Genomic DNA, 25,297 nt, shown 5'->3' with positions numbered 1-25,297 from the left:
GGGGAACTCATCGTGAATCATCCAGAGCTGGCAGAGCCGGGCGATGCTAGCACTTCTTGTGCACCGCAAAGCCGGATGCTCTGATGTCCGCCCGCATGCTCCAGATCCTTCCGGTCGAGACGGCCGCCGAGCGCGATCGCTACATCGCCGTCCGCAACCAGATCCATCCGGACACGCCCATCTCGAGCGAGCAGCACTTCTCCGAAACGCGCCAGGACGACCGCATCGACTTGCTCGCGGTGGTGGACGGAGCACCTGTCGGGACGGCCACCGCCCGACGCTTCCACGACAACCGCGATGCGCGGGTCGCCTTCGTCAGCGTCCGTGTGTTGAAGGCGCATCGTCACCGCGGCGTGGGCTCGGCGCTGTTCGCCGCCGTCTCGAGGCATGCGGAGCGGATCGGGAGGACCGGCTTCTACACCATCGTGCGTCTCGACGACGCCGACTCGAGGGCGTTTCTCGGCAAGCGCGGGTTCCAGGAGGTGCTCCGAGTGGAGGAGGTGGCGCTCACGCTCGATCAGGCGCGGGTGGAGCACTCCTGCCCGGAGGGCGTGCGCTTGGTGCCGTACGCCGCCGAGCTCGATCCGGTCGTTCACCCGGTTGCCACCGAGATCGACCAGGACGTCCCCACCGCGGAGCCGATCGCCTCGCTCCCGCTCGAGGGCTGGCAGCGGCGAATGCTCGGGCCCGGCATCCTGCGCGAGCTGTCCTTCGTTGCGTTCGCCGGTGACGAGGTGATCGGCTACGCGCTCCTGGACGACTCCGAGCCCGGAATCGCCGAGCACCGGATGACTGGGGTGCGGCGGGACTGGAGACGACGCGGGGTCGGCCGGGCGTTGAAGACGGCGCAGATCCAGGCCGCGCGCGCCGCGGGATTGCGCGAGCTGCGTGCCGAGCCCGAAGCCCAGAACACGGCGATGCGACGCCTGAATGAGCAGCTCGGCTTCAGGCCGCGGTTGACGTGGCTGCACCTGCGCGGTCCGCTGCTGCCCGGGCCGAGTGCCCCAACGCCCGGAGCCCGTTGATGGCTGCCATCGATGGGCTCGCGCTCGCGCGGGAGTTCGGCACGCCGCTTCACGTAGTCGACCGCGAGGCGCTCCTCCAGAACGCTCGTGCCCTCCGGCAGGCCTTCCTCAAGAGCTATGAGCCGGCGGAGGTCTACGTCTCCTTCAAGACCAACCCTGTTCCCCAGGTGCTGAAGCTCCTGCACACCGAGGGAATCGGCGCGGAGGTCGTCTCGCCGTTCGAGCTGTGGCTGGCCGGGCAGTTGGGAGTCCCTCCGGGGGAGACGATCGTCAATGGTCCTGGGAAGCGGCCGGAGCTGATCGACCGCTGCGCGGCCACGGGCGTCCGGCTGCTCAACATCGACTCCCCGGGCGAGATCGCCACGGTGGCGAAGGCGGTGTCCACGCATGGCCGCGAGCTCCGGCTGGGCTGCCGGGTCCGTCCGACTCGGGGATGGAAGAACCAGTTCGGCATCGAGCCGGACCAGATCCTTCGAGCGGCGCAGGAGATCCGCAAGCACCCGTTGCTCCGCTTCGAGGCCTTCCAGGTCCAGGTTGGCAGCAACCTCGCGGGAGCGGAGTCTTACCTGCAGGCGATCAAGGACCTCGCGGAGCTCGCGTCGCGTCTGCGGCGCGAAGCCGGCGTCACGATCTCTACGTTGGATCTGGGCGGAGGGTTCGGCGTCCCCACCGTGCAGCGCCTGACGCGATGGGAGGCCGCCTACAGCTTCCTGCTGCCGGGAGAGACGCCGCGCTTCCTGCGGACGCCTCCCGTCCACTCCATCGCGTCCGTGGCGGAGGCGATCGGGAAGGCGATCCGCCAGGAGTTCCAGGCCCAGTCACTTCCGCTCCCGACGCTGATCGTCGAGCCAGGCCGCGCGCTCCTGGGCGAGGCCCAGACCTTGTTGCTCGAGGTGCTCGACGTGAAGGAGTTCAGCGGTGTCACCTACGCGATCACGACCTCGGGGCCCTCGACGGGCACCCGGCCCATGGGAGGCGAGCGTCATGAGATCTCCCTGGTCGGCGAGCAGCGCCCGCACCGTCGCCGCTACACCCTGACGGGGCCGCTCTGCACGCCGTCCGATGTCCTCGTCGAGGGGCTCGAGCTGCCCGAGTTGAAGGTCGGGGACGTGCTAGCCATCGCCAGCGCTGGCGCGTACTTCCTCTCGTACGAGAGCGCCTGGGCCTTTCCCCGCGCCGCCGTGGTCATGGTGGATGAGCGGGGGCAGGCTCGGCTGATCCGCAGGCGCGAGTCGTTCGAGGAGATGGTGGCTCGAGATCTCCCGGTCCAAGAGCCGTCCCAGTGAGGCCATGACAGAGACCCGGCAAGAGGGCTCCGAAGCCCCAGCCTCCGGCAGGCTCCTGTCCCGCACCATGGTCGGGCTCTGGCTGTCGATGCTGGCGACCTGGTTCGGCGGGGCGATGTTCACCTTCGCGATCGGGGTCTCCATCTTCGAGCAGACCGGACAGGTGACGCCGGTCGTCATCACCCAGATCTTCGCCATTGCCCCAGGGCTCATCCTCGCGCCCATCGCGGGCAGCCTGACGGACCGCATGGGGCCGCGACGGACGTTGTTCCTCGAGCGGATCGGCTGGGCCATCTTCAGCCTCGCGCTGGCGCTGGTGTTCCTGAAGTCGGAGATCGCGCTCTGGGCGATGTACGTGGCCGTCGCGGGGATCTCGGCGTTCGAGTTCATCCAGTCGCCGCCGATGCTGGCCCTGCTGGCGCACCGGGCCGCGGACCGCGAGCTGGCTCGGCGCAACGGTGCGCTCCAGGTGGCCATCGCCATCAGCGAGATCCTCGGCCCCCTCGCTTGCGGGTTCCTCCTCGCATCCCTGGGACTGGCAGGGCTGGCCTGGCTGAACCTCGCCCTGGCCGTGCTCGCCATCGGAGCGATGGCCCTGGTCCCGTCGGCGGATGCCCCGGCCCAGGTGCAGAGCGTGGCCACTCGACAGCGCTCCAGCTTCCGGGAGATGGGCCGCACCTGGGCCTACTTGAAGGAGGTCCCCGGCCTGCGTTCCTTCCTGGCGCTCGAGCTCATCGGCAACATCGCCATGACGATGCTGATGGGCTTGATCGGTCCGATGGTCCTCTCGCTCGCCGACGCGCCCGAGCTGGGCCGGGTGATCGCGTTCGCGGGAGCGGGCGCGCTGGTCGCCAGTGTGGGAATGGTCGCCGTGGGCGGGCCGTCTCGTCGGGTCCGGCCCGTTCAGGTGATGTGCGTCCTCTCGGGACTCGTCCTGATGCTCACCGGTTGGACGAAGAGCACGTGGGTCATCAGCGGCGCCGCGTTCGTGCTCATGGCGCTGCGCACCATCTCGGTCGCCTATGGGCAGAGCGTGTGGCAGCAGATCGTTCCACCCGACCGGCTGGGGAGGGTGTTCGCCGGGCGCCAGGCGATCTTCATCGTCGCAGGCCTGCTGACGTATGCCGCGATGGGGCCTCTGGTGGATCGGATCTTCGAGCCGTTGCTGCTCCCCACGGGAGCCTGGGCGTCGACCCTGGGCGGGCTCGTCGGGGTAGGGCCGGGCCGGGGGCTCGCCGTCCTGGTGCTGCTGATCGGGCTGACCATCGCGCTGGTGGGCCTGGCGTCGCTGCTGTCGCCTCGGCTCGAGCGGCTCAATCAGGCGTCCGAGGCGCGAGCCGAGCCTCCCTCGGATTCCAAGCCGACGGTGGACGCCTCGCCCCTGCCCTGAAGGACAGCCAGCGGTTCCGCGGGCCCGCACGGTGCTACACTGGGGTGGACCGTTCACTCTGAAGCAGGTACCGACCATCGTGACCACCGCTCTCGAGTCTCTGCCCCGCGTCTCCGCTCCTGTCGAGCACCCCAGGTACACCCCTGCCTCGGGGTTCTGGGAGCACTTCGTCCAGGAGTACTGGATGAAGAAGCCCGGAGTCTTCCGGAACGTCCTGCCCGACCTGATCGCCACGCCCGAGGAGGCCTTCGAGGGCATCCGCGCCTCGTGGAAGCGCCAGGAGACCGACATCCGCAGCGTCTATGTCAACGGCCGCAGGCTCACGCCCGCCGAGGCCTTCACCTTCCAGCCGCGCGCCGAGGAGACGCTCGAGCCCTACCTCTCTCGGATCACGACCGACCAGGAGGTGACGTTCGTCATCTACGGCATGCAGGTCCACAACCCCGACCTGTGGATCCGCAGCCGTGAGTTCCTGAGCGGGCTGCTCCCGCTGATCGGCGTCCCCATCGACGTCGAGCTCGAGCTCTTCTCCGGCAAGTACCGGGTGACGCCGCGCGGGCCGCACCGCGACGATGCGAGCAACCTGAGCTGGATCCTCAAGGGCGAGAAGACGATGTTGATCTGGCCCCCGGACTTCTTCGAGAAGCGCGGCGTACCCACGGCCACCCAGCGCGGGCAGACCTGGCCGCGGGACTTGTGCGAGCCGGGAGTGGTCGAGAAGTACCGGGACGAGGCCATCGTCCTCCATGGGAAGCCGGGTGACCTGCTGTACTGGCCGTACAACCACTGGCACATGGCCGTCGCGGACAAGCAGGACGCGCCGATCATGCTGAACACGTGCCTGTACAACCGGCAGACGGCGGACGCGCTGGGGGTGGTGCTCCTGGGAATGCTGCGCCAGATGGACCTGGGGCGCATCGACAACTTCGGCAAGTTCGATCCCGCCGTGGGTGGGCGCTCACGCGCTCCCGAGAACATCGTCTCCACGCTGGCGAACCTGGGAGGCCTGTGCGCCTCGGACCAGATGAAGGAGATCCTGGCCGAGCGGTTCGTGAGGCATGCCTCGGCGAGCGGCTTCTCAGAGGTGCCTCCGAAGGTGTCCAAGGCGCTGCCCGGCGAGGTGGGGACGGTGCGCATCGACCCGCGCTTCCCCATCCACTGGCGAGAGAGCGGCGGGGAGCTGCGCGTGTGGAGCAACGGCCACGCGAGCACCCTGCCCAACAGCCCGCAGCTGGTGAGCCTCATCTCCCGCCTGAACGAAGGCGCCGCGGTGAAGGTGAACCTCGGCCAGGAGGCCGGGCTCCGTTCGCTCCTGGAGGAGCTGCAGGCGACGCGCGCGCTGACCTGGAGCGCGTAGGCCTGGCAGGGCCCGTCGACGAGGCCGCTGGTCAGGCCGCGAGGCTCAGGCGGCCGCGCGCAGCGGGCCCACGGGCAGCGCCAGATCCTGGTCGCCCATGCTGAGGTGCAGCGCACCGGCCCTGCCGGTGCCAGGCTCGACGTCGAACGAGACGGCGAGGTGGGTCGGCCCTCCGAGCATCCGGAACTTCCGCTCGCCGATCGCCTCGAGCGCGATGGCGTCCCGCCCCTCGCACCCGAGCACCAACCTCTCCCCGGAGAGGTGCACGTCGATGTCGTAGCGGTCGCGCTGGCCCCACTCGAGCGGGACCACCTCGGGCAGCGACATGCCGAGGATGGCGCCCGACACCGAGAACGAGCACTCCAGCTTCTTCAGCTCCGAGGGGACGGTGGGAATGGCCGACGGGTAGCGCATGATCCGCGGCTGGGCCCGGATGTACTCCTCCGGGAAGAGGCCGAGCACGAAGTCGTTGATGCCCACGTCGACCACCAGGTGGACGCGCGCCGTCTTGCCCTGGTTGTGCACGGAGTGCCGGCGAGAGAAGTCTCCGAACCACAGCTCGCCCGCGCCCCAGCGGCAGCGGTGGCCGTCGATCAGGAAGACCACGTCCGGTGACGGGATGATGGGCACGTGCAGCCGCAGCATCGCCTTGTCGAAGCCCAGATCATCCGAGTGGGGCTCGATGACGCCCTGGGGCCCGAGCTCATGGAGGCGGACCGCGAACTTGGGGCACTTCAGCGAGTCCAGCACGTGCTTGAAGTAGGGCGCCGTGCGGACCAGCTCCGTCTCCTGGAAGCCCGCCAGCGCGGGATAGCCCGAGGTGAGGTCCTCCCACCTGCCGCCTATGGAGTGAAGGCTCAGGCCTCCGAAGTTCGGATGCTCCGAGCCGTCCCGGAACTGCCCTCGGGACTTCACTCCGTAGCGTTGGACCACCACGTCGAGCGCCGAGCGGAGCGCGTCCGCGTCGTAGGTGATGGGGAGCCGGACTTCCGGGGACAAAGATGTCGTCATGGCGGGCTCAGGATTGCGAGGTCTTGGAGTCGAGCTGACCGATCGAGATCACCCGGGCACGCCTCAGCACGCCCAGCAGGCGCGTGAGGCGGCGCTCATCGAAGCCCTCGGGCTGGAGCGCCTCGAGCAGCTTGCGGCCCGTGGTTCCCGGGCCCACCCGCTTCAGGACAGTGGCCACCTCGGGCTTGAAGAGCTGCAGGGTGCGTCCCCAGGGGGTGGAGGTCCGGAAGCGCACGTGGGGGAACATCCGGGCGAGCGGATGGGCGTCGATCATCGCGACCCCATCCAGGTGGGTCCCAAAGGGGACGGGGATGGGAATATCCCCCGCCACCTCTCCCAGCTCGGTGGGCAGGACGCCCTGGGTGATGGGGAACTCCATCGAGAAGGTGTCGGCCGTGATGCGGATCTCCAGATCCAGGACCGACCGGAAGCCGGGGTCCTTCCCGAAGATGGCGCTCTCGAAGACGACCGCGTCCAGCCCGGTGAACAGCAGGCACCAGAGCGCGTCATCCGGCGTCTCGACGATGGGCTCTCCGGCGATGTTGAAGGAGGTGTTCAGCAGCACCGGACAGCCCGTCCGCTGCTCGAAGAGCTTCGCCAGTTGATAGAGGCGGCCGTTGTTCTCGGCGGTGAGCGTCTGCAGCCGGCCGGTCCCGTCCACGTGCACCACCGCGGGCACGAGCGCTCGCTTCTCCTGCCTGAACTTCGCGATCCGGAGCATGAACGGGCTCTCCTTCGACACGCCGTCCAGCTCGAACCACTCGGCCGCGTTCTCCAGGGGAAGGATGGGCGCGAAGGGACGGAAGCCCTCGCGGAACTTCACCTTCTGGTTGAGCACGTCCTTCATCTCGGCGCGGCGGGGATCACACAGGATGCTCCGCTGCCCGAGCGCGCGCGGACCCAGCTCGGAGCGTCCCTCGAACCATCCGATGATCTTCCCGTCCACCAGCAGGTCGACCGCCTTCTGCAGCGTGTCGTCGCACCGGATCTCCCGGAGCCCTGCCTGGGCCTGGGCCGCCGAGCGGACCTCCGCCGACGCGTACACCTTGCCGACCGCGTCGTGGTGGAGCTTGCGGCGCGTGTTCCTTCCGGTCAGCTGCCAGAGCCCGTAGTAGGCGGCGCCTACCGCGGTGCCGCTGTCCTCCGCCGCGGGCATCACCGAGAGCTGCTCGAAGCCCGACTCGCGATGCAGCCGCTCGTTGGCGATGCTGTTGAGCGCCACGCCCCCCGAGTAGCAGAGCCGGGTGCTGCCGCTCAGCGCGCGGGCCCGGCGCGCGAGGTGGAGCAGGGCCTCCTCGACCGCGTGCTGGGCCGAGGCCGCCAGGTCGGCGTACTCCTGCTCGCGCGCCGGCCAGCGGTCGTGGTGGCGATAGCGTGCGGGGACGGTGTCCTTGAAGCGGAAGGCGCCATCCACCAACTCGTAGAAGTCGCTCGGGGGGGTGGTGGGCTGGCCGAACGGAGACAGGCCCATCACCTTGCCAGGGCCCTCGTCCTCCGAGCCGAAGAGCTGCCAGCCGATCCCCTGATAGAGGTGGCCGAGGCCTCGGAACTCGCGCATGCCCGTGCGGCGCTGCTCATGCAGAGCCTCCGGGCCGATCAGCTCGAGCACGTGCTTCTCCAGCGGGCGGATGGAGGTTCCAGAGGCCATGTACAGCGAGGCCCACTCCCGCACCCGCAGCCCCCTGGCCATGGCTTCGCGAACGCTCGCCTCGTCCGTTCCCTTGACGACCGCGCGCTCCTCCGGCGGGAGCTCGTCCCAGGAGCTTCCGCTGCCGTCGACCACCAGCACCGCCGCGTCCTCGAAGCCGGAGGTCGCGAAGGCGCTCAGCGCGTGCCCGAAGTGGTGGGCGATCGTGAAGATGGGGACCTTGTTGCGCACCAGCCGCAGTCGCCCGTTGAGGGCGAGGTCGGCCTCCACCGACTGCGACTCGGTCGTCGGGCAGATCACCGCCGCGGACAGGTCCTCGGGCCGGATCCCCGCCGTCTCGAGGCAGTACGTGACGGCCAGCGAGCCCCAGCCCCCGGAGAGCGAGGCGCGCTTCTGGCGCAGCAGGCGCTCCTCCTGCACCGCGACGACGATCTCGTCCCCTCGCAGGAGGCAAGCGCTCCCGTTGTGGGAGTAGGCCAGGCCAAGGATCCAGGGTGCGTTCTGCTTCTGCATGAAGGGACCTTTCGAGAGCCTCAGGCTACTCCAAGCGGGTGCTCCTGGCGCGTCGGCCATGGAGGAGGCATGGGGCTCCGGGGTTCGCGAATTCCATCCTCGCGGCTCGACGGGTGTCAAGCCGTCGAACAGCCCTCCTCGCTGGGCGGTGGAGCGCTGATCCGGGTTCGCTTTGAAGGCTCGGGGCGAGCCGCTAACGTCCCTGCCCTTGCCGATGAACCGCACCGAGATCGACGACATCTACCCCCTCTCGCCGCTGCAGCAGGGGTTGCTCTTCCAAGGCCTCTACGCACCCGAGGCGGGGCAGCATGTGCTGCAGATCGTCTGCAACCTGGAGGGCCCGCTCGATGTCGCGGCGTTCCAGTCCGCCTGGAAGCACCTGCTCGCTCGGCATGGGGCTCTTCGGGCCTCGTTCGCCTGGGATCAGGTGGATGACCCGCTGCAGATCCTCCACCGGGAGGTGTCGCTCCCGCTCGAGTCGCTCGACTGGCGACCGCTGGACGAGGACGCTCGGAGGCGGAGGCTCGAGGAGTTCCTGGCGGCCGACCGCGCGCGAGGCTTCGATCTGGAGAAGGCCCCGCTCATGCGGCTGGCGCTCGCCCGCACCGGACAGGCGCGTCATGTCTTCATCTGGTCCTGCCACCACCTGCTGACGGACGGCTGGTCGCTCGGGCTGCTGCTGCGCGAGTACGTGGCGGCGTACCAGGCGCTGCTGGAGGGGCGGACGCCGGCCCGGCCTCCGGTGCGTCCCTACCGCGACTACATCGCCTGGGTGAAGCAGCAGCCACGGGAGGCGGCCGAGCACTACTGGCGGGAGCGGCTGCGGGGCTTCAGCTCGCCCACGCCCGTGCCTTTCGCGCGCGCTCCACGCGCGGGTGAGGTGCCGCGCCAGGGACAGCGGGCGGTGACACTCTCGAAGGAGCTCTCGGAGCAGCTGCGCGAGCTGGCGCGAGAGCATGCGCTCACGCTGAACACCGTCTTCCAGGGCGCCTGGGCCCTGCTGCTGTCCCGCTATACCGGCGAACAGGACGTCGTCTTCGGCGCCACGGTCTCCGGTCGCCCCGCGAGCCTGCCGGGCGCCGAGACCATGGTGGGCATGTTCATCAACACACTGCCCGTTCGCGTCCTCGTGGAGCCTGAGGCTCCGCTCGTGTCGTGGCTGAAGCGGCTCCAGGCCGCGCAGGCCGAGAGCCAGCAGTACGAGTACAGCAACCTCATCGAGATCCAGGGCGTGAGCGAGCTGCCTCGCGGCCAGCCGCTCTTCGACACGCTGCTCGTCTTCGAGAACTTCCCGCGCACGCTCGGAGAGGCCTCCGCCCAGGGCGGGCTGAAGGTTGGGGACATCGACGTCATCGACTACACCAGCTTCTCCCTGGACATCGCCGTGATTCCCGGGCCGGAGCTGACCCTGCTGGCCACCTGCGACTTCCAGCGGATCGAGGAGGTCCGGGTCTCCCGCCTGCTCTCGCACTTCGTGCACCTGCTGTCGCGGATGGCCGCTCACCCGGAAGTGTCCCTAAGGGCGCTGGACATCCTCCCGGAAGGGGAGCGACGCCGGTTGCTCGTGGAGTGGAGCCAGCGCCCCGTGGAGCGTCCTTCCGAGCGCCCGGTCCAGGCGCTCATCGAGGACCAGGTCGCGCGGACTCCGGAGCGGATCGCCGTTCGCCACTGGGATGCGTCCTTCACCTACGCGGAGCTCAACACGCGGGCGAACCGCGCGGCGCACCGGCTCATCGCGGAGGGCGTGGGCGCGGATGTCCTCGTCGCCGTGCTGGCCGAGCGCGATGTGCACTTCCCCGTGGTGGTGCTGGGTGTGCTGAAAGCGGGTGGCGGATACCTGCCGCTGGATCCGGGGCTGCCGCCAGAGCGCCTCGCCCAGATCCTCCGACAGAGCCAGGTCCCGCTGGTGGTCGTGTCTCCGGGCCAGCGGGAGCTGCTGGAGCGGGCGCTGACCCGGCTGGAGCATTCGCCCCGCGTCGTCTCCACCGAGGAGCTCCAGGCGCATCCAGGCCCGGCGACCAATCCGCCAGTCCGGAACTCGGACTTGAACCTCTTCTATGTCATCTATACCTCGGGCTCCACGGGAGTGCCCAAGGGCGCCATGCTCGACCATCGCGGGAAGCTGAACCACATCCTGTCGATGATCGACTTCATGAAGCTCGGTCCCGAGGATGTCATGGCGGAGACCGCGACCCAGAGCTTCGACGTCTCGGTGTGGCAGTTCCTCGCGCCGCTGGTGGTGGGCGCGCGCGTGGAGATCTTCGACACCGAGCTCCAGTACGACGCGCCGCGCTTCCTGTCGGAGGTGGAGCGGCGGGGAGTGACGGTCCTCGAGATCGTTCCCTCGCTGCTGGCGAACCTGCTCGAGGAGCTGGAGCGGATGGGGGAGCGCCGCTACCCCCTGGCGGCGCTGCGCTGGCCCATGCCCACCGGCGAGGTGCTCCCGCCCGCGTACTGCCGTCGCTGGCTGCGGATGTACCCGGACCGGCCGCTGTTGAACGGCTTCGGTCCCACCGAGGTGTGCGACGACACCAACCTCTTCATCATCGAGCGTCCGCCCGCGGAGCACGAGGAGCGCGTCCCCATCGGCTTCCCGCTGGACAACCTGGAGATGTACCTGCTCGACCGGCGCATGGAGCCGGTGCCCATTGGCATCCCTGGGGAGCTGTACATCGGTGGCGTGGGAGTGGCTCGGGGCTACCTGAATGATCCGTCGCGGACCGCCGCCGTGTTCCTGCCCAACCCGTTCTCCTCAGGGCCGGGGGCTCGCCTCTACAAGACGGGGGATGTCTGCCGCTACCGGGAGGACGGGGCCCTCGAGTTCGTGGAGCGGGCGGACTTCCAGGTGAAGCTCCGAGGCTTCCGCATCGAGCCGGGAGAGATCGAGACGGTCATCCAGCGCCACCCGCGCATCAAGCAGGCAGTGGTCGTCGTGCGGGAGGTGGGCGGGGGCAAGGAGCTGGTGGCGTATGTCTCGCCCCAGGAGCCGAGGGACGGTACCTCCGCGTCTTCAGGTGAGGAGCTCGGACAGGAGCTGCGGAGCTTCATCCGCGAGCGGCTCCCGCATTACATGGTGCCGGCCGCGGTGGTGGTCCTGCCGTTTCTCAAGCTCAACGCCAACGGGAAGATCGATCGGAAGGCGCTCCCCGCGCCGGATGCGGCCGCGCTGGCGAAGCCGGCCGTCAAGGCGCCGAGCAGTCCGCTGGAGAAGACCCTGGTGGCCATCTGGGAGGAAGTACTCGGGCGCGCGCCCATCGGGGTGGATGAGAGCTTCTTCGATCTCGGAGGCCACTCCCTGCTCGCCATCCGCGTCCACTCCAGGATGAGGGAGGCCCTGGCCGTGGAGATGCCACTGCGCAGCCTCTTCGAGCTCGCGACGGTGGAGCAACTCGCGCGGAAGATCGAGGCGCTCCGCTGGGCCGCTGGCGAGCCGTCCGCTTCGACGGCGGGCGACGAGGAGCGCGAGGAGTTCGACGTATAGCCCCGCCAGGGAGGTTGGGTGAGGGAGTGGGACGCGAAGCCAGGCGCCAGAGAAGACCTGAGCCAACCGGCAGGCAGGTGGTGTCGTGGACAGGACGAGGTCGTCGCCTCGAGCCCCAAGCGCTCACCTGTGTGCTGGCGAGTGCCTACTCACAGCGCGTCATCGGGATCAGAGACGCGTGCCACCCCCGCGTCTACCGGCAAAGCGGCCTGGCTCTCGCTGGGGACAGGCTGCTTTGCAAAGGCAGTCGAAGCTTCCGGGCACGGGGCAGGCGGGCCTCCGGAGGCTGCTGCCGGGGCTTCCGAGGAGGAAGGACGCGCCCAGGCAAGAGGAAGGGTGGGCGCAGAACAGGGCCTGCGAGGAACACCGCCGAAGGAGCGAAGGTCGGGTGGGACCGCGATGGGTTCCGGGCCGCGGGAATCCTCCTCCAAATCGCAGAAGGAGCCAGGGGTGGTGGGGGCCGAGGGCGCGTTCTGGCTCGAAGTTGGACACGCGTTGGCGTCACCCTCCTCGTGGACCGGGAGCCTCCCTGTCGGCCCGATTGGTTGCGAACTGGTATGACAAGCAGACCAGTTGCTGGCTTTCTCGCCCGACACGGGCACCTCCCCGGCAGGGGGCTGGGACGCGGGGGCGGTGTGCGCATCACGCACCGGAGCCAGGCTGTCGAGCAGCGGCTCATCGGCAGCCTTCAGCAACGCCGGCAGCTGTTGGCGAAGGGCCTGGGCATCACGGTCGGCCAGGGCGTTGAACACGCACTGGGCCCACTGCTGGAGGGCCTCCGGTTGCAGCGCAGGGAGCAGCACGTCCGCCAAGCCTCGGAAAGCCTTCTCCAACGACATCAGGAGCAGCATGTGGCCTGGACGGTCCGCTGCTTGGGCCGCCAGCCGCAGCAGGTCGAACTCTCGCTCCACCCACCGGATGCGCTTCTCCTGCCAGCGGGCCTCATCTCTCAACGCGAAGCTGGCATTGAGCAGCTGCTCCACATCGGGCTGGCTGGCGTGCTCGCAGCAGGCGGCCAGTAGCTCCACCGTCACCTCCCGCTTGAGGGCGAAGTACCCCTCGAGCAGCGGCCGGCGGTCCATGTCTTGGCGGCCCTCGGGCAGCAGCAGCTTCAGGCTCTCCAGCGACAGCGCTTCGCCCAGTGGCACCGTGCGGCTCTGTCGCCCGGGGTGTTGACGGATGAGTCCTCTGGCGGCTAGCCCCTGGAGGGCTCCTCGGATGGTGGTGCGCGACACTCCATAGCGCTTCGCCATCATCCGCTCGGAAGGCAGCCGGCCCTTGGGCCATTGCCCCAGGGCAATCGTTCGCTCCAGCTGCTCCGCCACTCTCGACACCAGCCCCTTGTGTTCCATCCCCGCCACCCTTCGCGTTGCAAGCCGCTCCCATCAAAGCAAAGGCCTCTGACAACGCGTGCGGCAGTCCGAGGGAAGGGCTGCGTTCATCGCCGGGGGCAGCACCGATGGGGTGAAGGCGGAGTGTGCCTTCTTCCTCATCACACGCTTGTCTCTTACGAGACTTCCCTGAAACAGGTTAGCGGGGCTGCTCCGAGCGCGACGGGTACCAGTTCATCACGTCCATCGCCTTCTTGAGGAAGCCCCGAGTCGGGTTCTCGGGACGGATCGGCAGTGCCCCTTCCGGCGACGTGATCTGCCGGTAGGTCTCGAGCAGGTTCCTGGAGAGCTCGGCATCCGGGGGGCAGAACGCCTCGTGGGCCTTCTTGAGGTTGTACCAGGGGATCGCCGGGTACATGTGGTGCACCTGGTGGTAGCCGATCCCGTGATGGAAGAAGTTCCACAGCCAGCTGGTGTAGGAGCGCGACCGGGACCTGCTGACGTGGAGATGGTCGGTGATGCCGAACCAGTGGTCGTGGCAGGCGTTGATCGTCAGCAGGGGCACGAACCAGTACAGGCCCAGGATCTTCAGCCCCTCCACGCGGCCCAGCCCCCATGCGCCGGCCAGCATCGCGATGAGCGTGAGGATGCGGATGGGCGTCGGCCTGGCGAACTGGACGATGTAGGTCAGCCCGGCGTAGCCCAGCAGCGGCCGGAGCCCCCAGAGCCACCAGAGCCCGCGCTTCCGGTTCTGGTAGCCGGCCCGGTAGTACGCGTCGGGGATGGGGTCCCCCGGGCCCATGAGGTCCCGGTGGTGCGCGAAGTGGGCTCTCCGGTACTCGTTCACGTCGTAGAAGAACGGCCACGCGTGGAGGACCTGGGACCACTCGTTCAGGACGCGGGTCCGGAACAGGTTGTAGTGCACGGCCTCGTGCAGCACCGTCTCTCGCAGGGAGAACTGGATGGTGCCGATCACGCAGACGGAGAAGAGGTAGGCGAGGATGTGGTCCGCCCAGATGCTGAAGGCGGCGGCGCTGATGATCAGGAACCAGTCGCCGAAGAGGGCCACCGCGCCGCGAAGGTTGCTGCGAGTGATGAGGTCGCGAGGCCGCAGCCCGGCCGAGCGAGGGGGCTCGGCGACCTCATCTAGGGCCGCCGCACCTCCCGCCGCGAGATGAGCCTCCTCTTGCGTTCCGTCTTGCATGCCACTGGCTCCGCGGAGGGCTGCTCGCCTGCTTGCTCCAGTCGGGGTCTCCCGACGCTCCCCATTTTAGAGCCTCAGCTGCTCCAGAAGTAGGACCACTTCACCATCACGGCATCGGACGTCGGGCCGCTCGGCAGGCCCGAAGGGAGCACCGTCCGGGGGAGGGCCCCCCCAGGTGCCTGCTCCTGCGAGCGGGTGTAGACGAAGTAGAGGAGCGACCCGAGCCGGTACTCCCAGCGCAGCACCAGGTTCAGGTTCAGCGCGGAGCCGTGGAAGTCCACCGAGCCCCCGTAGTCCACTGGGGTGAGCTCCGACAGCCGGATGTGCGAGCCTGCGCCCGGGGTTCCTCGGAAGAAGCGGTCGTACCGGCCCAGCTCGCTGAAGTGCTGCGCGTAGGTCTGCAGCGTCAGCCGAGGCGTGAGCACCCACTGCAGCCGGAGGATCAGCGACAGGCTCCGAGCCGTGAGCGCGCCGAAGATGAGCTCGTCCTCCACCTGGTCCACCCAGCGCGGCTCGTTGGGCGTCAGCTCCGCGCTGACCGAGAGCTTCGACTCGAAGCGGCTGTTGGGGCGGTAGGTGAGCCCCGCGTCCGCCACCCAGCCCTGCTCCCCGCTCGGCGACGCGGCGTTGGGGGCGTACTTGAGCACTCCGTCCATGAAGAAGGACAGGGGCCGGTGCGGGTTCGTCTGGAGGAGCAGGTTGAGGTAGTGGAAGCCCACGCGCTGGTACGCGATGCCCGTGCCGGGGATCTCCCGCGTGTCGAAGCGCGGGTCGAGGGTGCCCAGCTCCAGTGTGAGCTCGTGGAAGCCTGGGATGACCGCCGCGCTCCCCACGGCCAGTCGGCGATTCCGGTCGATGCCCTGGCCGTCCGCGGTCCACGTCCCGTAGGCCACCGAGTAGAGGTCGAAGGCGTGGAGCAGGCCGAAGCCGCTCGGTCGCGTGTAGCGCAGGTGCACGGCTCCCACGTGCTCGTTCTGGTAGGGCAGGTAGCCGATGGCGTTGAGCTCGAGGGTGGGGGCGTTGTAGCGGTAGGTGACGTCGAACCGGAAAGGCTCTCCGCCGAACTTGCCCGCCGTGACGTAGGCGCCAAGGCCGGTGGCGCCGCGAGACAGGGCGGTGCCGTCGGCCAGGAGCCGCAGGGGAGGCCCGCCCACCGTCTGCGAGCCCAGGAGCTGGCCGGACAGTCCCCAGTCGGAGTCGGGGCTCCGCAGCTCCCACTCGATGGCTCCCGTGTTGCCCCCCTGCGCCAGGCAGCCGAGCGGCTGTTCCTCCTCGGAGAGCGCGGCGTCTTCCTCGCTGCACGCGCCGGCGAAGGGCGTGGCCATGGCCACCCGGCCTCCGAGCGTCACGTCCTCCCGAGGCCGCCAGCGAGAGACCGCCACCAGGAAGTTCTGGGGAATCTGAGGCGTCCGCGGCAGCGCGTTCGCGGGGCCGAAGTGGAGCAGTCCCAGCCGGAAGCGACGGTCCGGCGTGGCTTCATCGAACTCCGGCGCCTGCGCGCCGAGGACGTAGGCGTCCAGCAACGCCACGTCGAGCTCCGGCGTCACCGACCAGGCCACCTTGGCTGCTCCCAGGATGGGCGTCGTCAGGCCGATGCGGCGTGAGTAGAAGAACTGCTGCGCCAGGATGGCGCCGTTGCCGCTGGGCGGCGGCTGGAAGAGCTCCAGCCCCTGGGCGAAGAAGGGACGCTTCTCCGGGAAGTAGGGCTCGGCGTTGGCCAGGGTGAGGATCAGCTCGTCCGCCTCGACCTGGCCGAAGTCGGGGTGGACCGTGGCGGTCAGCACCAGCTCGCTGGAGAGCGCCATCTGCAGGTCCAGCCCGACGTCGAGCGCGGGGTTGAGCAGGCGCGGATCGGGCCGGCTCGGGTCGGAGAACTGCGGCTGGAGCGCGGTGCGGGCGGCCAGGTACGGGCTGAGCTCCACGTATGGCCGTGGGGTGAGGTCCCTCAGGCCTTCGAGCGTGCCGATGCGGGAGACCTGACCGCTGCCAGTCCGGGGCACCAGGGCGGAGGTGATGACCTCGTTGGTGCGCGCCAGGCGCCGCCGGGCGAGGAAGCCCCACTTCTGAAGAGTGGCCTTGGAGAAGCGGAGGATGTGCAGCGGGATGCGAAGCTCCGCGGACCAGCCGTCGGGGCGTACCTGGACCGCGGCATCCCAGACCGCGTCCCACTCGGTGGACGTGGTGCCGTTGTCCTGCACCAGCGAGTCGAAGAGCACTCCGCCCGCGTTCACTCCGAAGGTGTAGGCGGTACGGCGATCGGCCGCCGAGTCGATGACCACCTCGACGCTGTCCGACGGGGGCGGGCTGTCCCGCCGCCCGAGGTTCCGGTTGAGCTGGTCGGGCTGCGAGTCGAAGCAGGTGAACGCCACATAGAGGTTGCGATCGTCGTACAGGACGCGCACCTCCGTCCGTTCGGTGGGCGCTCCACCCTCGGAGGGGAAGATCTGGACGAAGCCGTCGAAGGGGAGGGCACTGGCCCACGCGGGCTCGTCCCACACCCCGTTGATGTCGATCCGCTCCGTGGCCCGGCCTGCCTGGAGCGCCCCGTCGCCCTCGCTCGCGCCGGCGATGCGCGGCGAGAGCAGGGCGAGGGTAACGGCCAGTGTCACCGTGGCTGTGTGGAGCATGTGTCGAGGAATGGGCGGACTATACCTCCATCAGCGCGGCGAGCCGCTGCTCCGGCGCTTCCGCCAGCTTCGTGAGGAGCCGCCGGAACTGCTCCAGCAGGAGCCGGGCCTGCTCGGGGCCGACGCGATCGAGCCGGTGGCTCAGCTCGATCCCCAGCCGCTCGCCCGGGACCACGACCAGCGCGAGCGGGTAGGGCCAGCGATCGACCACCCTCATCCGGTCGAACTTGAACCCGAGCTCGAGCTGCTCGAGGGCGAACTGCGTCGGGTAGTTCTGGAAGCGGACGATGCTGTCGAACAGGGGCGCCCCCTCCGGCGCGCCGATCCAGCGGCGCAGGGTGGAGAGGGCAACGTGCTCGAACGGGCGCTGCTCCTGCTGGCGCGCCTGCAGTGCCCTGAGCCAGTCGGTGGCCGGCGCCTGGGGCTCCAGCCGTGCGCGCAGGGGGAGCGTGTTGAGCAAGGGCCCGATGATCTCCTCCACCCCTGGCACTTCCGCGGGACGCACCACCGAGGTCGCTCCGAAGCAGACCTCCTGGCGGCTCTGGCCGCGCGCGAGCGTCAGGGCCCAGGCGCCCTGGACCAGGGTGTTCAGCGTGAGCCGGTGGCGTCGTGCCATCCCCGAGAGGGCCTCGGTGGTCTCCCGCGACAGACGGGCACGCTGCTCGGCCCACTGCCACTCGGGGCGCTCTCCCGTCGGCTCCACGTGGGCTGGGAGGGCGAGGCCCGAGAGCTCACGCCGCCACCAGGCCTCCGCCCTGGAGCGGTCCTGGCGTGCCAGCCAGTGGAGCAGCTCACGGAACGGTGGGCGGGGGGGCAGCTCCACCGCCGTCCCACGCGCGAGGGACTTGTACAGGGTGAAGACCTCGTGGAGCAGGAGGGACATGCACCATCCGTCCAGCATCCCGTGGTGGGTGCTCCAGATGAGGTGGAAGCGCTCCGGCGCGACCTGGACGAGCTCCAGGCGCATGAGGGGAGCCCGTTCCAGCTCGAAGCGACGTTGGCCGTGCTCGAGCCGCTGTCGCAGCTCCGCGTCTCGTTGCTCCGGTGAGAAGCCCGTCGCGTCGATTCGCTCGGCGGCCAGTCGGGCCTCGCGCTGGACCACCTGGTGCGGCTCACGGACTCCCTCGAACACCACCGCGGTGCGCAGCACCGGATTGCGCTCGATGACCCGCTGGCAGGCCTGCTCGAAGGCCTCTGGAGAGAAGGCGCCCGAGATGCGCCCGGAGATCTGGATGAAGTAGGCCCACGTCCCGGGACGCGCCCGCGTCTCGTCGAACATCTCCTGCTGCGAGAGCGCCAGCGGGTACAGGTCCTCCACGGGACCACGGTTCGCCAGGAGCCGTTCCAGCTCCGCGCGATCGACGCGGGCGAGCGGGAAGTCGGCGGGGGTGGGACGTCGGGTTCCGCCCGCCCGAGCGAGCGCGACGAGCCGCCGCAGCGCCTCGAGGAAATGCTCGGCGAGCCGCTCGATGGTCTCCGGGCGGTGGAGCTCCGGGCTGTACGTCCAGTTCACCCGCAGCCGTGCCTCATGCTCCAGGCTGTTGACCTCGAGCAGGTGCGGGCGGTGGGAGAGCGGGCTGATGGTCGGCCCCACGGACTCATCGGCCGGCCGGAAGAGCGCGTTGCTGTCGAAGACCTGGTCGAACTGCCCCAGGTAGTTGAAGACGAGCTCCGGCTGGAGCGCGGGGACCTGCTCCTCTCCGGGCCCGCGCAGGTAGCGCAGGATGCCGTAGTCGATGCCCCGGTTCGGCAGGCTCCGCAGGCGGGACCTCACGGCCTGGAGCGTGTCGAGCAGGTCGTCCCCTTCGTGCGTGAGCACCACGGGGAACAGCGAGGTGAACCAGCCCACCGTCCGCGACAGCTCGACGTCCTCGAAGAGCGGCTCGCGACCGTGCCCCTCGAGGTCGATGAGCCAGCGGCGTTCCCCGGTCCACGCGGTGAGCGCGGACGCCAGCGCGGTCAGCAGGACGTCGTTGATCTCGCAGTGGAATGCCTTGAGCACCTCTTGCCGGAGCGCGCGAGTCTCCTCCGCGCCGAGCGCGCACGTGTGCGTCCGGGCGGCGCCCACCGCTCGGGCGGATGGGCTGGGGTCGGAGCCGTCCACAGGCAGCCGGGCCGTGCCCGAGGTCGGTAGCTGCCGCCAGAAGTCCAGAGCGTGCGAGGGGGTGCGCGCGTACTGGACGAGCCGTCGCGCCCAGCGCTGATAGGAGGTGGTCTTGTCGGGAAGGTGCGGTGCTCGCCCCTCCCGCAGCTGCTGGTACGCCGTCTGGAGATCCTCCAGGAGGATGCGCCAGGAGATTCCATCCACCACCAGGTGGTGGGCGATCAGCAGGAGTCGCTCCGGCTCGCCGGGACCGGGCACGAAGCGGGCGACGCGCAGCAAGGGCCCCTGCTCGAGGCTCAGGCCCTCCTGGAGACGGGCGGCGGTGGCCTCGATCGCGGCGCGTCGCTGCTCCGAGGGCAGGCCGCTCAGGTCGAAGCTCTCGAGCACCACGCGCTCATCGGGAGGCATGCAGCGCTGCGACCAGCCGGTGCCGGTCCGCTCGAAGCGCATCCGCAGCGCGTCGTGGTGCCGCAGGATGTGGCGCACGGACTGCTCGAGCTTCTCGAGGTTCAGCGGCTCGCGAGCGACGAGCATCACCGCCTGGTTGAAGTGGTGGGGCGCTACCGGGTCCTGGGACAGGTACCAGTGCTGCACGGGAGTCAGCGGCACTTCCCCCGTCACGAGCTCGGGCTCCGCGGCGGCGGACGGAGCCGAGCCCACCACCGCCGCCAGCTCGGCGATGGTCTGGTGCGCGAACATCTGCCGCGCGGCGAGCCGCAGCCCGGCCTGGGTCGCCCGAGCGACGATCTGCACGCTCAGGATCGAGTCACCGCCCAGATCGAAGAAGTTGTCGTGGATGCCCACGCGCTCCAGCCGCAGCACCTGGGCCCAGATGGCGGCCAGGCGCTCCTCCACCGGGTTGCGCGCGGGGACGAAGCCGTCGTCCGGTCCCTGTCGGGTCGACTCCGGCGACGGGAGCGCCTTGCGGTCCACCTTGCCATTGGGGTTGAGCGGCAGGGCATCCAGCACGACGAACGCTGACGGGACCATGTAGGCCGGCAGCTGCTTCTGGAGGAAGTCCCGCAGCGTGGGGACGAGCGCGCGCCGGGACTGTTCCCGGAGCGGATCGTTCCCATACGCGCTCCAGGCCTGGCGGGGGGCGGGGCCTCCAGCAGCCACCGGGCGAACCACCTCGAAGTGCCGGCGCGGGCGGCGATGGAAGACGGCATTGAACGCGCCATCCCGGCCATCACCCGCCCAGTCGATGACCACGTCGTAGCCCAGCTTCTCGGCGACCTCCCGGAAGTCCTCCGGATCCTCCGCCGGCGAAGGAGGGAGCGCCGCCAGTGCCCGCCGCAGCTCTCCGACCGTGGAAGGTCCCCTGGGAGACGCGAGCAGCGTCATGGCCTGTCCCTCCTGGGACAGACGGGCGTTGGGCACGTTGGCCAGCGCCAGCGTCTCCGGCGTCTCCTGGGCGAGCATCGCGCGGACGTCCGCGAGCGTGAGCCGCCGAGCCCGCCAGTCGAGCCACTCCACCTCGAGCGGAGCCTGGCGCGGGCCCTGGACCTCGAAGAAGACGTCGTACTTGAAGCGGGTCAGCTCATTGCGGTGGCGCCCGCCCTTCAGCTGCATCCACACCTGGCTCAGCGCGGGGATGTGCGCGCGCACGGCCCGGAAGAACTCCGGGTCGATGCACAGGTCCTTGTCGCCCGCCAGATAGGCATGCGCGATGCGCTGGAGCTCCTCGCGACGTACCTCGTCGCTGGCGCGGTGGAGCTGCACCGTCGCATGGAACATCTCCAGCAGGGGCAGTGGGCGCACGCCGCCGATGAAGATCCGACCGCCCGGGCGAACGAGCGGCACCAGCTTCTCCAGGAGCGCGACGCAGTAGTCCAGGGAGGGGAAGTGCTGGCTGACCTCATTGATGACGACGATGTCGAACGGCTCCTCGCGGATCCGGTCCACCTCGTGGGCCGCGCCCTGCATCAGCGAGACCCCGGGAAGGGGCGGACGCTTCGCCAGCAGCGAGCGCAGCCGGTCGAGCGCCGTCTCCGAGAAGTCCACGCCCAGGTAGCGCTCCGTCTTGGAGGCAATGCGCAGGAGCAGCAGCCCCGTGCCCACTCCGATCTCCAGCACCCGCCGTGGCTTCAGCGCGAGGATGCGTTGGACCGTGTCGTCCACGACCTCGTGGATGACATCCAGCGGGATGGGCTTGTGATCGTAGGTGTCGATCCAGATCCGGTGGTTGATCGATGGATCCTCGCTCGAGAACCCCTCGGTGTGCCCGTAGAGCTGGTCGTACATCGCCTGGAACTGGGAGACGCGGTCCAGCTGCGCCTCGTCGATGGGCGAGCCTTCCCGGGCAGGGGCCGGCTCGTCGGACCGAGGGACGACGTACGCCACCAGGCGTGGGTTGCCTGGGATGTCCTCGCGGACCGAGACCGCCGTGGCCTGGACGCTGGGGTGCTGCGCGAGTGCCGCCTCGATCTCCTCGAGCTCGATGCGATACCCACGGACCTTCACCTGCTGATCGATGCGGCCGAGGAACTCGAGCACGCCGTCCGCGCGCAGGCGGCCCATGTCTCCGGTCTTGTAGAGCCGCGCCCCTGGCTCCCGGCTGAACGGGTGGGGCACGAAGCTCTTCGCCGTCAGCTCGGGGCGCCGGTAGTACCCGCGCGCGACGCCGGGTCCGCCCAGGTAGATCTCGCCCTTCACCCCGATGGGCACCGGGCGCATCCCGGCATCCAGGACGTAGATCTCGTTGTTCTCCACCGGCCGGCCCACGGGCACGCGCCCACGGAGCCCGCCCGGCTCATAGCGGTAGATGGTGGTGTAGACAGAGGACTCGGTCGCGCCGTACTCCGTGAAGAGGCCCGCCTGGGGGAATCGCTCCAGGTGCGTGTTGATCAGCTCGTGGGGAGTCGTCTCTCCCGCGACGATCGCCACCTCCAGCGAGCGCATCTTCCCGTGCGGAGCAGCCTCGACCAGCTGCTGGTAGAAGGTCGGCACGCACAGCAGGTGCGTGACGCGCAGCCGGTCGATGCACCGCACCAGCTCGACCGTGTCCTGCTGGAGATCCTGCTCGGGCAGCACGAGCAGTCCGCCCTGGCACAGCGTCCAGAAGATGCCGGCCACCGAGCTGTCGAAGGCGAACGACGACAGCAGGAGGTAGCGCCGAGCGGTCGCGCGGTAGTAGTGGAGCCGCGCCGTGTTGGAGATCTGCAGGCCCCGGTGGGAGATCATCACGCCCTTGGGCTGCCCCGTCGAGCCGGACGTGTAGATGACGTAGACGAGGTTGTCCGGGGAGACGTTGCGCTCCAGGCGGGAAGTGCTCTCCCGGGAGATGTGCTCCCACTCCTGGTCCAGGCACACCACCCGGGCCTCTCCGGGAGGAGGGAGCTCGTCGAGCAGCTCGCGCTGGGTGAGCAGCACGAGCGGCTGCGTGTCCTGGATGACGAACGCGAGCCGCTGCCTCGGGTACTGCGGATCGAGCGGGACGTAGACGCCGCCGGCCTTGAGCACGGCGAGGATGGCCACCAGCGCCTCGGGCGAGCGCCGGAAGCAGATCGCCACCCGGACCTCCGGGCCGACGCCCAGCGCCCGGAGGTGCCGGGCGAGCTGGTTCGAGCGAGCATCGAGCTCGCGGTAGGTGAGCGGCGGCAGGTCGCTGGCGCCGTGGCCTTCCGCGCGAGCCACCATGACCGCCGGGGCCTCGGGGGTCCGGGCCGCCTGCGCCTCGATGAGCTCGTGGATGGGCGTGTCGGCCGGGTAGTGGGCCTCGGTCGCGTTCCAGTCCACCAGCACCTGCCGCTCCTCCTCGGGGGAGAGCAGCGGGATGTCCGCCAGACGGATGTCCGGAGCCGCCGCGACGGACTCGAACAGCCGTCGCAGGTGCCGCCCCATCCGCTCGATGGTGCTCGCGTCGAAGAGATCCGAGCTGTACTTCAGCCGGCAGATGAGCTCGTCCGAGCGCTCCTCGAACTCGATGATCAGGTCGAAGTGCGCGACCTTGCTCACGGTGTCCAGCGGCTCGATGGTGAGGCCGGGCAGCGTGACTTCGCCCTCGTTGCCGGTGGCCATGCCGAACATGACCTGGAAGAGCGAGCCCCGGCTGAGGTCGCGCGTGTGCTGGAGCTTCTCCACCAGGGTCTCGTACGGGAGGTCCTGGTGGGCGTACGCACCCAGCGAGGTCTCCCGAATCCCGGCCAGCAGCTGCTGGAACGTCCCGCGGGCCGAAGGGCGGGCGCGCAGCACCACCGTGTTCACGAAGAAGCCGAGCAGGCCCTCGGTCTCGACATGGCGGCGGCCGGCGATGGGTGAGCCGACCAGGAAGTCCTCCTGCCCGGTGTAGCGCTGGAGCAGCGCCGAGAAGCCCGCCAGCAGCGTCATCGCCAGCGTGGCGTCCTGGCGCTGGGAGAGGGCGCGAAGCGCGGAGGTGAGCGCCGCGGGGAGCACGAAGCTGTGCCGATCCCCGCGATAGGTCTGCTCCGGTGGGCGGGGGCGATCGGTGGGCAGCTCGAGGACGGTAGGGCTGTCAGCGAGCTGCTTCCGCCAGTAGTCGAGCTGCGACTCGAGCACCTCACCCTGGAGCCACTGTCGCTGCCAGACGGCAAAGTCCGCGTACTGGATGGGCAGCACCGGCAGGTTCGCGGGAACGCCGGCTCGCGCCGCGGCGTAGAGAGTGACGAGCTCGCGGTTGAGCACCTGGTCGGACCAGGCATCCGTGACGATGTGGTGCAGCGTCGTCAGCAGGATGTGGTGATCCGGGGCCAGCCTCAGCAGGGAGGTCCGGAGCAGCGGCCCCCGGGACAGCGAGAAGGGACGCCGCGCCTCCTCCTCCGCCATGCGGCGGGCCACCGCCTCGCGCTCCTGTGGCGGGTGCTCCTCCAGGGAGATGACGGGAAGCGGGTGGGGACCCGGCGGGTGGACGACCTGGAAGGGCCGTCCGTCGACGCTGCCAAACGTGGTCCGAAGCACCTCGTGCCGATGGACCAGCCCGGTGCAGGCCGCCTCGAGCGCGCGGACGTCGAGCTCGCCCCGAAGCCGCAGGGCGCTGGCGATGTTGTAGACGGGGCTCTCCGGCTCGAGCTGGTCGAAGAACCAGAGGCGCTGCTGCGCGAAGGAGAGCGGGAGCTCCGCGGGCCGTGGCGCCTTGGGGATGCTGGAGGTGGCCTCGCGAGTGGAGGCCCGAGCCTCCCGGAGCAGGGCCATCAGCTCGGCCTTCCGAGCGCTGATCGACGCGCGCAGCTCTCCGGTGAGCACCCCCTTGGGCGCGCTACAGCGGAGCTGATCCTGCTCGAGCCACAGCTTCACCTCGAGCTGGCGCAGCTTCGTCACGAAGTCCAGCAGGACGTCCGTCATGACCCACCGCTCGTGCGCACCGGAGACAGATCGAAGATGGCGCTGTACGGGATCCCGATCTCATGGATGCCGTTGCACTGCCAGCCCGCTTCCTTCAGCAGCTCCAGCCACTCCTCTCGGGTGGGGATGTACTGGCCCATCACGGCGTGCGTGACATGGAACCCAAGGGTGAAGATGGGGACTCCGGAGATGGAGGTGAATGGCTCCGCGCGGTACGTGTCGCACAGCAGGAACCGGGTGACGTTGCGGAAGACCTGCTTGAGCCGCTCGAGCACCGCCAGGCAGGCCTCTCGCGGCCACAGGTCGTGCCCGTTGAAGAAGCTGGTGAGCAGATCCACCCGGTCCAGCCTCGGAGAGGGCTCCAGCGTCCGCAGGTCGCCCAGGACGAGCCCGATCCGGTGCTCGAGGCCCGCATCCTGGATGCCCTTGGCCGCCAGCTCGATCGCGCCGGCGTTCACGTCCACCCCGATGCCCTCGGCGGAGTAGCGGGACACCATGCCGATGAGCCGCTCCGCGCTGCCGCAGCCCAGGTCCGCCACCACCTTGAAGTCCCGCATCCGGAGGACATGGTCGAACTGCTCGTCCACGAACTGCCGCCCGTAGTCCTTCCCGCCCAGGGCGATGGACCGGCCGTCCCGATCGATGAAGCCCGGCGTCCGGCCCGCCAGCGGCACGGTGCTGCTCAGCTTCTGGAAGAGTCGGCCGTAGCCCGAGGTGAGCCAGGTGAAGTAGCCCTTGGCTCTCAGGATGTCCGCGAAGTGCTTACCGGGCCGGGTCGTCCCATCGGAGGAGTGGGTGACGATCTCGTAGAGGGCCATGACCTCCATCAGGCTGTCCACCGTCATCGCGTGGAGCTTGTTCCGCTCCACCCAGGAAGGCAGGTGCAGCGACCCGGCGCGGTCTAGCTCGTCCAGGAAGCCCAGCTCGTTCAGGGCCGAGATGGCGACCGCGGCGAGGTGTCCGTTGAAGAGCTCGGCGCTGAGCGGTGTGGAGGGCATGGGGAGAGGGCTCCTGGGACG

The 25,297-nt window shown here is 69.5% G+C and carries 12 protein-coding genes; 5 read left to right on the top strand and 7 right to left on the bottom strand.

Features of this window, described 5'->3' with window-relative positions:
* Positions 1-83 precede the first annotated feature (83 nt).
* From KY572_RS39105 to KY572_RS39090, 4 genes are all read left to right on the top strand, one after another.
* Complete coding sequence (locus KY572_RS39105) at positions 84-1,025, top strand: GNAT family N-acetyltransferase (protein ID WP_224248828.1); 942 nt, start codon at positions 84-86, stop codon at positions 1,023-1,025.
* Positions 1,025-2,311 carry a diaminopimelate decarboxylase family protein gene (locus tag KY572_RS39100; RefSeq protein WP_224248827.1) on the top strand — a complete coding sequence of 429 codons (1,287 nt, stop codon included), beginning with the start codon at positions 1,025-1,027 and terminating at the stop codon, positions 2,309-2,311. Before KY572_RS39105 ends, KY572_RS39100 begins: the two co-directional genes overlap by 1 nt.
* Before the next feature lie 4 nt (positions 2,312-2,315).
* Complete coding sequence (locus KY572_RS39095; protein ID WP_224248826.1) at positions 2,316-3,701, top strand: MFS transporter; 1,386 nt, start codon at positions 2,316-2,318, stop codon at positions 3,699-3,701.
* Positions 3,702-3,780: 79 nt separating this feature from the next.
* Positions 3,781-5,058 (top strand): hypothetical protein, encoded by a 1,278-nt coding sequence (locus KY572_RS39090; protein ID WP_224248825.1) that lies wholly within the window; start codon positions 3,781-3,783, stop codon positions 5,056-5,058.
* Between the two features lie 45 nt (positions 5,059-5,103).
* On the opposite strand, the gene KY572_RS39085 is transcribed toward KY572_RS39090, so the two are convergent.
* Complete coding sequence (locus tag KY572_RS39085; RefSeq protein ID WP_224248824.1) at positions 5,104-6,069, bottom strand: aspartyl/asparaginyl beta-hydroxylase domain-containing protein; 966 nt, start codon at positions 6,067-6,069, stop codon at positions 5,104-5,106.
* 7 nt (positions 6,070-6,076) lie between these two features.
* Positions 6,077-8,230 (bottom strand): carbamoyltransferase family protein, encoded by a 2,154-nt coding sequence (locus KY572_RS39080; RefSeq protein ID WP_224248823.1) that lies wholly within the window; start codon positions 8,228-8,230, stop codon positions 6,077-6,079.
* 214 nt (positions 8,231-8,444) lie between these two features.
* Between KY572_RS39080 and KY572_RS47535 the strand changes: the two genes are divergently transcribed.
* Positions 8,445-11,711, top strand: a complete 3,267-nt coding sequence (locus KY572_RS47535; protein ID WP_263452350.1) for an amino acid adenylation domain-containing protein — start codon at positions 8,445-8,447, stop codon at positions 11,709-11,711.
* Between the two features lie 149 nt (positions 11,712-11,860).
* On the opposite strand, the gene KY572_RS39065 is transcribed toward KY572_RS47535, so the two are convergent.
* The 5 genes from KY572_RS39065 to KY572_RS39045 all read right to left on the bottom strand — a co-directional run bounded on the left by KY572_RS39065 (position 11,861) and on the right by KY572_RS39045 (position 25,276).
* Entirely contained in the window at positions 11,861-13,063 is a 1,203-nt protein-coding gene (locus tag KY572_RS39065; protein ID WP_224248822.1) for a FadR/GntR family transcriptional regulator, read from the bottom strand.
* Positions 13,064-13,241: 178 nt separating this feature from the next.
* On the bottom strand, positions 13,242-14,246 hold the full coding sequence (locus KY572_RS39060) for a fatty acid desaturase family protein (RefSeq protein ID WP_224248821.1): 1,005 nt from the start codon (positions 14,244-14,246) through the stop codon (positions 13,242-13,244).
* A gap of 74 nt (positions 14,247-14,320) precedes the next feature.
* A complete protein-coding gene (locus tag KY572_RS39055; RefSeq protein WP_224248820.1) occupies positions 14,321-16,873 on the bottom strand; it encodes a DUF5916 domain-containing protein in 2,553 nt (850 codons plus the stop codon).
* A gap of 19 nt (positions 16,874-16,892) precedes the next feature.
* Positions 16,893-24,278, bottom strand: a complete 7,386-nt coding sequence (locus KY572_RS39050) for a non-ribosomal peptide synthetase (RefSeq protein ID WP_224248819.1) — start codon at positions 24,276-24,278, stop codon at positions 16,893-16,895.
* Positions 24,275-25,276, bottom strand: coding sequence for a class I SAM-dependent methyltransferase (locus KY572_RS39045; RefSeq protein WP_224248818.1), 1,002 nt, complete (start codon positions 25,274-25,276; stop codon positions 24,275-24,277). Before KY572_RS39045 ends, KY572_RS39050 begins: the two co-directional genes overlap by 4 nt.
* Between the last annotated feature and the right edge of the window lie 21 nt (positions 25,277-25,297).

The organism is Hyalangium gracile (assembly GCF_020103725.1).
Taxonomy (GTDB): domain Bacteria; phylum Myxococcota; class Myxococcia; order Myxococcales; family Myxococcaceae; genus Hyalangium; species Hyalangium gracile.
Note: the sequence above shows the minus strand (reverse complement) of the source record. Positions and strands in the feature narration are given on the sequence as shown.